This is a genomic window from Pseudomonas sp. GW821-FHT09E04, from assembly GCF_059416185.1.
Map to the genome: position 1 here is coordinate 90,659 of NZ_JBWKOR010000010.1, position 14,013 is coordinate 104,671.

The following is a 14,013-nucleotide window of genomic DNA, read 5'->3' on the forward strand; positions in this document are numbered from 1 at the left end:
CCGGATCAGACCCAGCCGCTGCTCTGCATCGCCTTGTACACCGCGACGATTGCCAGAATCATGAACGCCGAAGCCGCGAGGCGACGGATCAGGGTCAATGGCAATTTGTCTGCGGCAAAGTTACCCGCCAGAACCACCGGTACGTTGGCAATCAACATGCCGAGCGTAGTGCCGATGATCACCAGCCACAGTTCCGGGTATTGCGCGGCCAGCATCACGGTGGCGATCTGGGTCTTGTCGCCGATTTCCGCGAGGAAGAATGCGATCAGGGTGGTCAGGAACGGCCCGAACTTGCGGGCGGTGCTGGCTTCATCGTCGTCCATCTTGTCCGGCACCAGCGTCCACAGGGCGGTGGCGGTGAAGCTCGCGGCGAGAATCCAGTGCAGGACCGCATCGGAGAAGAAGCTGCCGAACCAGGCGCCTACCGCACCGGCTGCCGCGTGGTTGGCCAGGGTCGCAGCGACGATACCGGCAATGATCGGCCAGGGTTTGCGAAAGCGAGCGGCGAGAATCAGCGCGAGCAGTTGCGTCTTGTCGCCGATTTCGGCCAAGGCAACGATTGCGGTGGGAACGAGTAACGAGTCCAGCATCAGGATTTCCTAAGGGGCGGGTCGACACGGCTATGACACGTACAGCCTTCCCGCCCCGGGTAAGGTGTGCGTGTCATAGGTCTTGTCAAACCCTGCGATCCGTCTGCTGCGGACGCTTGGGTCGCATACGCCATGATCTGAGGATCAAGTATGTTGACGTATGCCGGACGAGCATGGCGCTCGTGGGAGACTACTCCCCTAGGACGGAGCGGATTCTGCCTAGGCAGAATCCATTCGGCAAGTGCTAATTTTCAGCCGCGCTTGGCCCGGTAAATCCGGAAACCATTGCCTTCGGCCTTGATCGCACACACGCCAAGATGCTCTTCGATCAGCGGCTGGTACTTCAGGAAGCTGTTCGCTACCAGGCGCAGTTCGCCGCCGTTTTTCAGATGTTTGGCTGCTTTTCGCAGCAAGTTTTCTGTGGCGAAATAGTCGGTATGTACGCCGACATGGAACGGCGGGTTGCTCAGAATTGCGTTCAATCCCATCGGTGCGGCGTCGATTCCGTCGCCGGTCAACACGTCGGCTTCCAGACCGTTGGCTGCCAGTGTCAGGCGACTGCTGGCGGCAGCGAAGGCGTCAACGTCCAGCAGAGTGACCTGATTGTGCGGGTAGCGACGTTTGACCGCCGCGCCAAGCACACCGGCACCGCAACCGAAGTCCAGCAGATGACCGCTCGGCAGTTTGTCCAGATGCTCCAGCAGCAGGGCGCTGCCGCGATCCAGTCGGCCATGGCTGAAGACGCCCGGCAGGCTGATGACTTTCAGCGGGCCTTCGGCCAGTGGCAGCTCATAAGTCTGCGCCAGGCTTTCCAGGGATTTGGCTTCTGGAGCGTTGGCCACCGTCACTTGCCAGAGTTGGCAATGACGCGCGCTGTCGAGCTTGCGCGGCTTGCCGAACGGGTTGAGTTGCTTGGAGGCACCTTCGATGCCGCTGCGCTTTTCCCCGACCAGAAACACTTCGCGCCCGGCCAGGCGTGAAGCCACGGCATTGAGGATGTAGTCGGTCAAATCCTTGGACTTGGGCAGGAACACCACCGCGCTGTCGAACTCGCGCTCCGGCACGTTGACACCGAAATGGCTGCGGCCTTCAAAGCGCGCATCGAGCGCCGCCTGATCGCCGGCATGCCAGCACCAGCCAAAGGCGTTGGGCAGGCGCCCGAGCAGATCGTCGGCGGGCAGACCGGCCAACAACAGCGAACCCTGGAATAACTCGACCTGACGAAGCAGTACTTCACTGCGCGGATCCATAACTGCTCCTGTGAAAAAAGTGCCGCAGTTTATCAACTGACGACCCGCAGCGCCTTACCGCTGAAGAACGCGTGGGTGTTTTCGACCAATTGACCCACGATCCGCTGCCGGGCCTCGCGGCTGCCCCAAGCGTTGTGCGGGGTGACGATCAGGCGCGGGATGTCGGCAGCCAGCAGTGGATTGCCATTAGTCGGTGGCTCGACGCTCAGCACATCGGTGGCCGCGCCGCCCAGATGACCGTTGCGCAAGGCATCGGCCAGGGCCTGTTCGTCGATCAGACCACCACGGGCGGTGTTGACCACGAAGGCACCGGGTTTCATGGACGCCAGTTCGCGGGCACCGATGAAGTGCCGGGTGTGTTCATTGAGCGGGCAGTGCAGGGTGAGGGCGTCGATCTGTGGCAGCAGTTCTTCCAGCGGCAGGCGATCCGGCCGGGCCGGGCGCCCCGGAATCTGTCCGAGCAGGACGCGCATGCCGAAGGCTTCGGCCAGACGCGCGACCGCGCCGCCGAGTTCGCCATGCCCGAGCAGGCCCAGGGTTTTTCCCTCCAGTTCGACGATCGGATAGTCCAGCAGGCAGAACTGTTTCGCCTGTTGCCAGCGTCCTTCACCGACGGCTTTTTGATAATCGGCCAGGCGCGTGGCGAGGTTGAGCAACAGCATGATCGTGTGTTGCGCCACCGACGGTGTGCCGTAACCCTGGCAGTTGCACACGGTAATGCCTCGGGTGCGAGCAGCGGCCAGATCGACGTTGTTGGTGCCGGTGGCCGTGATCAGGATCAGTTTCAGTTGTGGATTGGCAGCCATGGCGGCGGCATCGATCAGGATCTTGTTGCTGATGGCAACGGTCGCGCCTTGCAGGCGTTCGGCAACCTGCGCAGGCAGTGTCTGGGCGAACAGTTGCAGGTCGCTGAAGCAGGCGCGCAACGGCTCGAGGTCAAGGTCGCCCAGATCCAGGGAAGGGTGATCGAGGAATACGGCGCGGTGGGCGTTCGTCATCAACTGTACCTGTTGTGCTTTGAAGGGAAGGCGTAATCTGCCGAGCCTACCAGATGAAACAAAACGTTACGCTTGGCCGAAAGGAGCCCCCATGTACTGGACCGAGTTCTTGACCGTTGCACTGATCCACCTGCTGGCCGTCGCCAGCCCCGGCCCGGACTTTGCCGTGGTGGTGCGCGAGAGCGTGACCCACGGTCGTCGCGCCGGTACCTGGACGGCACTGGGCGTGGGCACGGCGATTTTCCTGCACGTTGGTTATTCGCTGCTGGGCATCGGGCTGATCGTTTCCCAATCGATCGTGTTGTTCAACGCCCTGAAATGGGCCGCCGCCGCTTACCTGCTGTACATCGGCTTCAAGGCCTTGCGCGCGCAACCGGCACCGGCCGTGACCGACGATTTGCACAAGGAGGCTGGTGAACGCACCGCCCGTGGCGCCTTCACCTCAGGCTTCGTGACTAACGGTCTGAACCCGAAAGCCACGCTGTTCTTCCTGTCGCTGTTCACCGTGGTGATCAACCCGCACACGCCGCTGGCGGTACAGGCCGGTTACGGGCTTTACCTGGCCGCCGCGACTGCAACCTGGTTCTGTCTGGTGGCGATGTTGTTCAGCCAACAACGTGTGCGCGCCGGTTTCGCCCGCATGGGCCACTGGTTCGACCGCACCATGGGCGCCGTGCTGATCGCCATCGGCGTGAAACTCGCGTTCACCGAGATGCATTGATCGAGCTGAGCTGATTCAGGGCGTTGAGGTACTCCCGGGGATTGTCCCCGAGCAAACGGCAGAACATCGCGCTGAACGCCCGCGCGCTGCCGTAACCCAGATCCCGCGCCACGCTCTGCACGCTGTCCCCGGCGAGCAGGCGGGGCAGGGCTTCCATCAGGCGCAGTTGCTGGCGCCAGGCGTTGAAATTCATCTTCAGTTGTTGCTGGAACAGCCGCGCCAAGGTCCGCGAGCTGGCGCCGACCTGTTGCGCCCAGTCCTCCAGGGTATTGGGGTGATCCGGGGTGCGCAGCAGCGCCAGGCAAATGCTTTGCAGGCGACGATCGCTCGGCATCGGAATGTGCAGCGGCAGGTTTTCGAGGCCGGCCAGTTCTTCCAGCATCAATTGCTGGATCAGCGGGTTGTCGGCGTGGGGCGGGCCCTGCACCGCGCGCAGGATCAGTTCGCGCAGCAACGGCGTCACTGCCAGCACGCAACAGTGTTGCAGGCTGGCCGGCGACAGCTCGGGTGCGATGAACAATGAACGCATCTGCACATCGCCGGACATGAAAATCTCGTGGGCGACTTCCGGCGGAATCCACACCGCACGACTCGGCGGAAGCACCCAGGCACCTTGCGCCGTGACCACGCGCATCACCCCGCTCACGGCATAGAGCAATTGCGCCTCGCGGTGCAGGTGCAGCGGCTGGTGCGAGCCGTCCAGATAGTCCCGGGGATAGGCACTGACCGGTCCGTGTTCGAAATGGCTGATCAACATGTCGGATTCGATGACTTGGTTGGCAGGAATGCGCTTTCCGGCCAACTTAGCATGAGCGCTCACTACAACGTAAAGCGTGCCGTCATGAACCAGTCCAGAAACGTCATTCGCTACATCAACGCAGCCCATGTGATCGATCACATGTTCATGCTGATTTTCCCTGCCGCCGTGCTTGGTATGACCCAGGCCTTCGCCCTCGACTACGCCGCGTTGATCGGCTTGTCGCTGGGTGGCTTCATCGCGTTCGGCGCATGTTCGCTACCGGCTGGCTGGCTGGGCGATCACTGGAGCCGGCGGCGGATGATGCTGGTGTTTTTCTTTGGCATCGGTGCCTCGGCAATCTTCACTGGCCTCAGCAACAGCCCGACGATGCTGGTGCTCGGCCTGACCCTGATCGGCATTTTTGCCGCGATCTATCACCCGGTCGGCACGGCGATGCTGGTGGCCTACGCGCAGAATCGCGGGCGCGAGATCGGTATCAACGGCATGTGGGGCAACCTCGGCGTGGCGTTCTCGGCGCTGGTCACCGGGCTGTTGGTGGCGCAGTTCGGCTGGCGCTCGGCGTTCCTGTTACCGGGGGCGGTGGCGATCGTGTTGGGGATCGGTTTTGCCTTGCAGGTGCGCGAGGAGCCGATTCCCAAGCGCCCGCACACCGCGCTCAAGGGCGCCGGCGGCCAACGTATTTCGATGGTCATGGTGTTCGGCGTGCTGGCTCTGGCCACGGCCACCGGCGGGGTGGTGTTCAACGCCACCACCATGACCTATCCGAAACTGTTTCAGGAGCGGTTGCATGACCTGTTCGCCTCACCGCAAACCCTTGGTGTGGTGGTCAGTCTGGCTTACGCCTTTGGCGCGATTGCGCAGTTGAGCATCGGTCGGGTGTTGCACCGCGTCAGCCTGAAGTGGCCGTTTATCGCGCTGACGTTGTGTCAGGCGCCGTTACTGTTTGCGCTGGCTTATGTCGAGGGCTGGGCGGTGATCGCCGTCGGGGCGGCGTTCATGTTCGTGGTGTTCGGCCAGGTGACGGTGAACGATTCGATGGTCGCCAACTTCGTCGCACCGCAATGGCAGTCACGGGTGTTTGCCTTGCGTTACTGTTTATCGTTCGGTGCCAGTGCGACGGCGATTCCGCTGATTGCCTATGTCGAACCGCGCCATGGTTTTGTGGGGCTTTACCTGATTCTGGCCGGTTTTGGCGCTTTGACCTTCCTTGCGGCGGTGGTTTTCCCACGCACACCTTCCGAAGTGGCGGTAGGGCAAACGGCCTGATCGGTGACGAATACCGGCAAATGCTGGCGCAAAGCTAGCATTTGTACGGCTCTGCAAATCATTCCTTTGGCTGATTTGGCTGGCGTATAAGGGTTCTAGAGTACAAAACTCCAACGCCAACACCGTGCAGTCAGAAAAGGGATTCTTATGTTGCAGACTCGCGTTATTCCGCCCGCCGAAGGGGCCTACCAGTATCCACTGCTGATTAAACGGCTGCTGATGTCGGGCGCCCGTTACGAGAAAACCCGCGAGATCATCTACCGTGACCAGTTGCGCTACAGCTACCCGACGCTGATCGAACGCGTCGCGCGACTGGCCAACGTACTGACGGCGGCCGGCGTGAAGGCCGGCGATACCGTGGCGGTGATGGACTGGGACAGCCATCGCTACCTGGAGTGCATGTTTGCCATTCCGATGATCGGCGCGGTGATCCACACCATCAACGTGCGCCTGTCCCCGGAACAGATTCTCTACACCATGAATCACGCCGAGGACCGCTTCGTGCTGGTCAACAGCGAGTTCGTCGGGCTGTACCAGGCCATCGCGCCGCACCTGACGACGGTGGAGAAAACCCTGCTGCTGACCGATCTGCCGGAAAAAACCGCGGATCTGCCGAATCTGGTCGGCGAGTACGAACAGTTGCTGGCGGCCGCGAGCCCGCAGTACGACTTCCAGGACTTCGACGAAAACTCGGTCGCCACCACGTTCTACACCACGGGCACCACCGGCAATCCGAAAGGCGTGTACTTCACCCATCGGCAACTGGTGCTGCACACCATGGGCGTGTCGACCATCATGGGCGCCATCGACAGCGTGCGGCTGTTGGGCACCAACGACGTGTACATGCCGATCACCCCGATGTTCCATGTGCATGCCTGGGGCCTGCCTTACGTGGCGACCATGCTCGGGCTCAAGCAGGTTTACCCGGGGCGTTACGACCCGGAGTTCCTCGTCGAGCTGTGGCGCAAGGAGAAGGTCACGTTCTCCCACTGTGTGCCGACCATTCTGCAAATGCTGCTCAACGCCAAAGGCGCGCAAGGCACTGATTTCGGCGGCTGGAAAATCGTCATCGGCGGCAGCGCGCTCAATCGCACGCTGTACGAAACGGCCAAGAGCAAGGGCATTCAACTGACGGCCGCCTACGGCATGTCGGAAACCGGGCCATTGGTCTCGTGCGCGCATCTGAACGACGAGCTGATGGCGGGCACCGAAGACGAACGCACCACCTACCGGATCAAGGCCGGCGTGCCGGGGCCGTTGGTCGAAGCGGCCATCGTCGACGGCGACGGCAACTTCCTGCCGGCCGATGGCGAAACCCAGGGCGAACTGGTGCTGCGCGCACCGTGGCTGACCGAAGGCTATTTCAACGAACCGCAGAAGGGCGCCGAGCTGTGGGCCGGCGGCTGGCTGCACACCGGCGACGTCGCCACGCTCGACAGCATGGGTGTGATCGACATCCGCGACCGGATCAAGGACGTGATCAAGACCGGTGGCGAATGGATTTCCTCGCTGGACCTCGAAGACCTGATCAGTCGCCACGTCGCGGTACGTGAAGTAGCAGTGGTGGGCATCGCCGATCCGCAGTGGGGCGAGCGCCCGTTTGCCTTGCTGGTGATCCGCGAAGGGCACGCCATCGGGGCCCGTGAGCTCAAGGAACACCTCAAGCCGTTCGTGGAACTGGGGCACCTGAGCAAGTGGGCGATTCCGAGTCAGATCGCCCTTGTTACTGAAATTCCCAAGACCAGTGTCGGCAAGCTCGACAAGAAGCGCATCCGCCTCGACATCACCGAATGGCAGGCCAATAACAGCACCTTCCTCTCGACGCTCTGAGCGTCCCCTGGCGCGCCGAAAACGGCGCGCCAGACCCACCAAGCAAGCGCTTGGCTTGTTAAATCCGAATTTTCAGCCATCCTTGCCGTGCCGACATGTGTCGGACTGGCGAAAGGACTGTTCCAGAGTGGCCGGCAGCTGCAAATCACACTTTAGAGGGATCAAGCAGTACCACCTGCTGGCTATAGTCCGCTCAAGGATTTTTAAGAACGGGGCAATGCAACATTGAAGTGATTTCGGGAGGCCTCTGGCGCCCGGTCCTTCAGGCGTTTTTAAAAGTACTCACTGCCATAACAATAATGCACATGGAGTAGCGTCGATGACCTCAGTAAACCAGTTCTGGCGCCGGGCGAAACTGCCTCTGGCGGTCAGTCTTGCCTCCACGCTCGCCGGGCCCGCATTCGGCGTCAGCTTCAACGTCGGTGAAATCGAAGGCCAGTTCGACTCCTCGCTCTCCCTGGGCATGAGTATTTCGACCCAGCAGCCGAACAAGGATCTTATTGGTGTCAACAACGGCGGCCGGGGCCTGTCCCAGACCTCCGACGACGGTCACTTGAACTTCAAGAGCGGTCAAGCCTTCTCGAAGATCTTCAAGGGCATCCACGACCTCGAATTGAAATATGGCGACACCGGTGTCTTCGTCCGGGGCAAATACTGGTACGACTTCGCGCTGCAGAACCAGGATCTGGAATACAAGGACGTCAGCAACCATAACCGCGACGTGGCAGCCCGTTCTTCGGGTGGCCAGATCCTCGATGCCTTCGTTTACCACAACTACTCCATTGCCGATGAGCCGGGTTCGGTGCGTCTGGGCAAGCAGGTGGTGAACTGGGGTGAAAGCACCTTCATCGGTGGCGGCATCAACTCGATCAACCCGATCGACGTTTCCGCCTTCCGCCGTCCGGGCGCCGAGATCAAGGAAGGCCTGATCCCGGTCAACATGTTCTACCTGTCCCAGAGCATCACCGAAAACCTGTCGGCCGAAGGTTTCTACCAGATCGACTGGCAGAAGACCGTGACCGACAACTGCGGCACGTTCTTCTCCCAGCCTGACATCGTCACCACCGGTTGCGACGACAACCTGCGCGTGCTGAACAAGCGCTCGACCATTCCGGGTGTTGCCCTCGGCCCGCTGGCAGCCGCCAATGTCGACGTCAACGAAGAAGGCGTGCTGGTGCGTCGCTCCCCGAACCGCAATGCGCGGGACAGCGGGCAGTGGGGCGTGTCCGCCAAGTACATGTTCGATCCGCTGGCCACCGAGTTCGGTGCCTACTTCATGAACTATCACAGCCGTGCGCCGATCTTCAGCGCAACCGGTGCGCCACAGTCGATCTATAACGGCGTCAAGGCGCTCCCGGGCCCGTTCCAGGCATTGGGCCCTCTGGTGGTAGCGGGTAACTCCGAGTATTTCATCGAGTATCCAGAGGACATTCGTCTCTACGGTCTGAGTTTCTCCACCACCCTGCCTACCGGCACGGCGTGGAGTGGTGAGATCAGCTACCGGCCGAACGCGCCGGTGCAACTGAACTCCACCGACATCCTGTTCGCCGGTGTGCGTCCGCTGGGCGGCGCGCTGACCAACGCCTCGATCCTCAACGGCGTTCCGGGCCAGGACCTGCACGGTTACAACCGCAAGGAAATCACTCAGCTCCAGACCACCCTGACCCACTTCTTCGATCAGGTCATGGGTGCCAACCGTCTGACCCTGGTGGGTGAAGTCGGTGTGACTCACGTCGGCGGACTCGAGAGCAAGTCCGAGGCCCGTTATGGCCGCGATCCGGTCTTCGGTCCGGGTGAGCTGCCGGCGACCGGCGGCCTGGATACCTGCTCGCAGATCCTCAACACCTCGACCATCAACGGTGCCGGCCCTGGCGCTTCGACCAGCAACCGCTCCAGCAATTGCGACAACAACGGCTTCACCACCGCCACGTCCTGGGGGTATCGCGCTCGTGCCATCTGGGATTACAGCGACGTGTTCGCCGGCGTGAACCTGAAGCCGAACGTGGCCTGGTCCCACGACGTCAAGGGTTACTCCCCAGGCCCTGGCGGCAACTTCGAGGAAGGCCGCAAGGCCATCAGCCTCGGGCTTGATGCCGAATACCAGAACACTTACACCGCAAGCCTGGCCTACACCAACTTCTTTGGTGGCGAATACAGCACGGTGGATGATCGCGACTTCGTTGCCCTCAGTGTTGGCGTGAACTTCTAAGCACAGTTTTTTCAGGACGAACAACCATATGAAAATAACAAAGAGTCTGTTCCACGCCGGTGTTCTGGGGCTTTCGCTGCTGGCGACCAGCGTGATGGCGGCGGTCCCTGCCGCCGAGGCCGACAAATTGGGCAAGAGCCTGACCCCGATGGGAGCCGAGATGGCGGGCAACGCCGACGGTTCGATCCCGGCCTGGAAACCGCTGGCGAAAAATGCCGGCACCGTCGACAGCAAAGGCTTCCTGTCCGATCCGTACGCCAGTGAAAAACCGCTGTTCACCATCACCGCGCAGAACGTCGACCAGTACAAGGACAAGCTTGCGCCGGGCCAGTACGCGATGTTCAAGCGTTACCCGGACACGTTCAAGATGCCGGTTTACCCGTCCCATCGCGGTGCCACCGTGCCGGATGACGTGTTCGCCGCCATCAGGAAAAACGCCACGACCACCACGCTGGTGGCTGGTGGCAACGGTCTGGAAAACTTCCAGACCGCCGTACCGTTTCCGATCCCGAAAGACGGTCTGGAAGTCATCTGGAACCACATCACTCGCTATCGCGGTGGCAGCGTGACCCGTCTGGTGACCCAGGCGACGCCGCAGACCAACGGCTCGTTCAGCCTGGTGTATTTCCAGGATCAGTTCGTGTTCCGCGACAAGATGAAGGATTACGATCCGGCCAACCCGGGCAACGTGCTGTTCTACTTCAAGCAGAAAGTGACCGCGCCGGCTCGTCTGGCAGGTACCGTGCTGCTGGTGCACGAGACCCTCGACCAGGTGAAGGAGCCGCGCAAGGCCTGGGTTTATGCAACCGGCCAGCGTCGCGTACGTCAGGCACCACAAGTGTCCTATGACGGTCCGGGCACGGCGGCGGACGGTCTGCGTACCTCCGACAACCTGGACATGTACAACGGTGCACCGGATCGTTATGACTGGAAGCTTGAAGGCAAGAAAGAGATGTACATTGCCAACAACAGCTACAAGATCGATTCGCCAACACTCAAGTACACCGACATCATCAAGGCCGGTCATATCAATCAGGACCTGGCTCGTTACGAGCTGCGTCGCGTCTGGCACGTGGTGGCAACCTTGAAACCGGGTCAGCGTCACATCTATGCCAAACGTGACTTCTTCATCGATGAAGATACCTGGCAAGCAGCCGTCATCGACCATTACGACGGTCGCGGTCAGCTGTGGCGTGTCGCCGAGGCCCATGCCGAGGACTACTACGACAAGCAAGTGCCGTGGTACGCGCTGGAAACCCTGTATGACCTGCAATCGGGTCGCTATCTGGCACTGGGCATGAAGAACGAAGAGAAATCAGCGTATGACTTCGGCTTCTCTGCCAGTAAAAGCGAATTCCAGCCAGGCAACCTGGGCCAGGACGGTATCCGCTAAGCTGTAACCCGAGGCCGCATCCTCGAAAAAACGCCCCGACTGGTTCGGGGCGTTTTTTTTGCGTCGTGATTTTGTAGCCATTTGTAGCAACAACTTCATATGTACGCCGTTTAAGGCTAGTCTGCGGACATCTGCTACGCCGCCAACAGCCATTCAAACAAGAGCCGGCCATGACTGATCTGTCCCCACTTCCGGGTCCCGCAAGCGTTGCCGTCGCGGCATTGGACGGACGTTTTTTCCGTCCTCCGCTGCCTGACGGATACGTATTGCGACCCCGCCTCTGCGAGCGCCTGCAAGCCGGGCTCGGTGGACGTCTGTTGCTGGTCTGCGCCCCGGCCGGGTTCGGCAAAAGCTCGCTGGCCGTGGAGTTCTGTCAAAGCCTGCCGGGCCATTGGCAAAGCCTGTGGCTGGGACTGAGCGCCCGGGACAGTGACCCGGGGCGCTTTCTCGAGCGCTTGCTCGAAGGCTTGCAGGACTACTTCCCGGAACTCGGCAGCCGCGCACTCGGCCTGTTGAAAATGCGTCAGCGTCATCAGCCGTTCGCCTTTGAAGAATGGCTCGACGGCCTGCTCGATGAGCTGGCCCTGCACCTGCAACCGACCTCGCCCCTGTTGCTGGTGCTGGACGATTACCACCTCGCCCAAGGGCCGGTACTCGACCGTTGCCTGCAATTCTTCCTCAATCATTTGCCCGATGGCCTGCTGGTCATGGTCACCAGCCGTCAGCGGCCGGACTGGCATCTCGCCCGTCTGCGCCTGTCGCGACAGTTGCTGGAACTGCATGAACAGGATCTGCGCCTGACCCACGACGAAGCCCTGGCGTTGCTCGACCGTCACAGTAGCTCGCTGCGCGGCGAGGCCCTGGAAAACCTGATCCAGCGCAGCGAAGGCTGGGTGGCCGGGCTGCGCTTCTGGTTGCTGGCGGTGTCCGAGGCCGGGAGTGACGCAGCGTTGCCGCAGGCCTTGAACAGCGGGGAAGGGCTGATCCGTGATTACCTGCTGGAAGAAGTCATCGACTGCCTGCCGGCCGAGGTGCAGGCGTTTCTCTACGACACCGCACCGCAGGAACGCTTTTGCAGCGAGTTATGCGACGCGGTGCGCGAATCCCACGACAGTGCCGAGATTCTGCGCTTCCTGCTGGCGCATCAGGTGTTTCTGGTGCCGCTGGATGAACACGGCCACTGGTATCGCTATCACCATCTGTTTTCCGATCTGTTGCGCAGCAGGCCGATCGCCCGGGCGATCGTCCCCGCGGCAACACTGCACCTGCGCGCCTGTCGCTGGTTCAATGCCCAGGGTCTGCTGGATGAGGCCGTGGAGCAGGCATTGCGGGCAGGGCATCTGGACGTGGCGGCGAATCTGGTGCAGAACCTGTCCGAGGAACAACTGCTCGCCGAGCAGAACGTCGGCATGTTGCTGCGCTGGAAGATGGACTTGCCTGACAGTCTGCTGATCAGCACGCCACGCCTGATCGTGTTGTACAGCTGGGCGCTGGGGCTGGCGTGTCAGCTCGACGCGGCCGAAGAACTCGCCAGTCACCTGAGCCGGTTTCTGCCGGCGCCGTCGGCCACCGCACAGAAATCCATGCTTGCCCAATGGCTGGCGCTCAAGGGCATCATCGCCCGTGGCCGAGGGCATCGCGAGCAGACCATCGAGTATTGCAGCGAAGCGCTGGAAAGCCTGCCGGCCAAACGCTACGGCCAGCGCCTGATGTGTTTGTCGACCTTGTCCAACCTGGCGATTGCCGACGGCGATCTGTGGCGCGCCCGGGGCTTGAACCGCGAATCCCTGGAGCTGGCGCAGCGGGTCGGCAATCCACTGTTCGAAGCGCTGGCCCACTACGACCGTGCCCGGGTATTGCAGGCGCGGGGGGAGATAGTGCGCTCGCTCGATGAAGTGCATCAGGGCCTCGAGCGTCTGCGCGGATTGTCGGCGCAGCGTTTGTATGCCGTGCGTGCGCGATTGACGCTGTATGAGGGGTTTCTGTTGGCCATGCGCTTGCAGCCCGACGCGGCGCGAGTGCGATTGCAGGCCGGCCTGAGTGAAGCGCGCGCCTGTCGTGATATCAGCGTGTTGATTGGTCACTGTGTGATTGCCCGGCTCGACGGCAGCCGCGGGGATTACGCCCGGGCTTTTGCCGAACTGGCCGAAGCCGAGCGTCTGATGCACATCTGGGATGTTCCGCCGATCTACTACCTGGCGATGATCACGCTGGTCAAATGCGAGCTGTGGCTGGCGCAGGGGCGGATTGACCTGGCCGAGGCCTGGCTGGCGCGTCTGGGGCAGACCTACACCGGCGAACGCGCCGCGGCACCACCGGAGTTTCACCCGCAGTTGCCGTTGCATGTCGAATTGCAGCAGGCGCTGCTGGATGTCATTCAGGGGCAACCGATGCTGGCCGAAGGCCGGTTGAATGTACTGTTGGAAAACGGCCAGCAGACCGGGCGCCAGTTGTTGAGTGTGATGGCGTTGACGCAGAAGGTGGCGCTGCTGCTGGTGAACAATCGCGAACCCGAGGCCCGCAAAGCGTTGGCACAGGCAATGGAAGCAGCCAGTGGCGGGGTGTTGCAGCCATTCGAGTGCCTGGTCAAAGACCACGCCGATTGGTTGCGCGGGCAACTGTCGCTGAACGCACCGGGTCTTGTCGGTCAGCAACTGCTGGAGCACTTCCCGCCGCCAGCGTTGCGCACGGTGCAGGATTCTCCGATTACTGAACAGTTGAGCAGTCGCGAACTGGCAGTCCTGCGTTTGATTGCCCAAGGATGCTCGAATCAGGAAATCAGCGAACAACTGTTCATTTCGCTGCATACCGTGAAAACCCACGCCAGTCATATCAACAGCAAACTGGGGGTTGAGCGGCGCACACAGGCAGTGGCGAGGGCCAAGGAGCTCGGGGTTCTGAGCTAGGTCTTTGGCTCGATCGACGCCAACAAAAACGCCCCGAATCATCGGGGCGTTTTTTTGGCATCCGACCTGTGAAAACAGGTCGGGTGTCGG

At 61.5% G+C, this 14,013-nt stretch carries 10 protein-coding genes and 1 riboswitch; of the genes, 6 read left to right on the forward strand and 4 right to left on the reverse strand.

Annotated elements, in window-relative coordinates:
• Positions 1 to 5: 5 nt before the first annotated feature.
• From AC07N4_RS28425 to AC07N4_RS28435, 3 genes are all read right to left on the reverse strand, one after another.
• Positions 6 to 590: a TMEM165/GDT1 family protein gene (locus AC07N4_RS28425; RefSeq protein WP_096822781.1), complete on the reverse strand. Its 585-nt coding sequence runs from the start codon at positions 588 to 590 to the stop codon at positions 6 to 8.
• A gap of 87 nt (positions 591 to 677) precedes the next feature.
• Positions 678 to 802: riboswitch (yybP-ykoY riboswitch) on the reverse strand.
• A 39-nt stretch (positions 803 to 841) separates the two neighbouring features.
• On the reverse strand, positions 842 to 1,840 hold the full coding sequence (locus AC07N4_RS28430; RefSeq protein WP_096822782.1) for a methyltransferase: 999 nt from the start codon (positions 1,838 to 1,840) through the stop codon (positions 842 to 844).
• 32 nt (positions 1,841 to 1,872) lie between these two features.
• Positions 1,873 to 2,838 (reverse strand): 2-hydroxyacid dehydrogenase, encoded by a 966-nt coding sequence (locus AC07N4_RS28435; RefSeq protein WP_493066597.1) that lies wholly within the window; start codon positions 2,836 to 2,838, stop codon positions 1,873 to 1,875.
• Positions 2,839 to 2,929: 91 nt separating this feature from the next.
• On the opposite strand from AC07N4_RS28435, the gene AC07N4_RS28440 reads away from it, so the two are divergent.
• Positions 2,930 to 3,559, forward strand: a complete 630-nt coding sequence (locus AC07N4_RS28440) for a LysE family translocator (protein ID WP_096822784.1) — start codon at positions 2,930 to 2,932, stop codon at positions 3,557 to 3,559.
• Here the strand turns inward: AC07N4_RS28440 and AC07N4_RS28445 are convergent.
• Complete coding sequence (locus tag AC07N4_RS28445) at positions 3,543 to 4,316, reverse strand: AraC family transcriptional regulator (protein ID WP_493066596.1); 774 nt, start codon at positions 4,314 to 4,316, stop codon at positions 3,543 to 3,545. The two genes, AC07N4_RS28440 and AC07N4_RS28445, sit on opposite strands and share 17 nt — an antisense overlap.
• An 84-nt stretch (positions 4,317 to 4,400) precedes the next feature.
• Between AC07N4_RS28445 and AC07N4_RS28450 the strand changes: the two genes are divergently transcribed.
• The 5 genes from AC07N4_RS28450 to AC07N4_RS28470 all read left to right on the forward strand — a co-directional run bounded on the left by AC07N4_RS28450 (position 4,401) and on the right by AC07N4_RS28470 (position 13,923).
• The gene (locus AC07N4_RS28450; RefSeq protein ID WP_493066595.1) at positions 4,401 to 5,585 is read left to right on the forward strand and encodes an MFS transporter; all 1,185 of its coding nucleotides are present in this window, start codon (positions 4,401 to 4,403) and stop codon (positions 5,583 to 5,585) included.
• 147 nt (positions 5,586 to 5,732) lie between these two features.
• Positions 5,733 to 7,415 (forward strand): fatty acid--CoA ligase, encoded by a 1,683-nt coding sequence (locus AC07N4_RS28455; protein WP_096822785.1) that lies wholly within the window; start codon positions 5,733 to 5,735, stop codon positions 7,413 to 7,415.
• A gap of 319 nt (positions 7,416 to 7,734) precedes the next feature.
• A complete protein-coding gene (locus AC07N4_RS28460; RefSeq protein WP_096822786.1) occupies positions 7,735 to 9,624 on the forward strand; it encodes a DUF1302 domain-containing protein in 1,890 nt (629 codons plus the stop codon).
• 28 nt (positions 9,625 to 9,652) lie between these two features.
• A complete protein-coding gene (locus AC07N4_RS28465; protein WP_096822787.1) occupies positions 9,653 to 11,017 on the forward strand; it encodes a DUF1329 domain-containing protein in 1,365 nt (454 codons plus the stop codon).
• Positions 11,018 to 11,187: 170 nt separating this feature from the next.
• Positions 11,188 to 13,923 (forward strand): winged helix-turn-helix domain-containing protein, encoded by a 2,736-nt coding sequence (locus AC07N4_RS28470; protein ID WP_102621237.1) that lies wholly within the window; start codon positions 11,188 to 11,190, stop codon positions 13,921 to 13,923.
• The last annotated feature ends 90 nt before the right edge of the window (positions 13,924 to 14,013 follow it).

Excerpts from the sequence above, each read along its gene's own strand:
- AC07N4_RS28425 (WP_096822781.1), bottom strand. The coding sequence starts at position 590 with ATGCTGGACTCGTTACTCGTTCCCACCGCAATCGTTGCCTTGGCCGAA.
- AC07N4_RS28430 (WP_096822782.1), bottom strand. The coding sequence starts at position 1,840 with ATGGATCCGCGCAGTGAAGTACTGCTTCGTCAGGTCGAGTTATTCCAG.
- AC07N4_RS28435 (WP_493066597.1), bottom strand. The coding sequence starts at position 2,838 with ATGACGAACGCCCACCGCGCCGTATTCCTCGATCACCCTTCCCTGGAT.
- AC07N4_RS28440 (WP_096822784.1), top strand. The coding sequence starts at position 2,930 with ATGTACTGGACCGAGTTCTTGACCGTTGCACTGATCCACCTGCTGGCC.
- AC07N4_RS28445 (WP_493066596.1), bottom strand. The coding sequence starts at position 4,316 with ATGTTGATCAGCCATTTCGAACACGGACCGGTCAGTGCCTATCCCCGG.
- AC07N4_RS28450 (WP_493066595.1), top strand. The coding sequence starts at position 4,401 with ATGAACCAGTCCAGAAACGTCATTCGCTACATCAACGCAGCCCATGTG.
- AC07N4_RS28455 (WP_096822785.1), top strand. The coding sequence starts at position 5,733 with ATGTTGCAGACTCGCGTTATTCCGCCCGCCGAAGGGGCCTACCAGTAT.
- AC07N4_RS28460 (WP_096822786.1), top strand. The coding sequence starts at position 7,735 with ATGACCTCAGTAAACCAGTTCTGGCGCCGGGCGAAACTGCCTCTGGCG.
- AC07N4_RS28465 (WP_096822787.1), top strand. The coding sequence starts at position 9,653 with ATGAAAATAACAAAGAGTCTGTTCCACGCCGGTGTTCTGGGGCTTTCG.
- AC07N4_RS28470 (WP_102621237.1), top strand. The coding sequence starts at position 11,188 with ATGACTGATCTGTCCCCACTTCCGGGTCCCGCAAGCGTTGCCGTCGCG.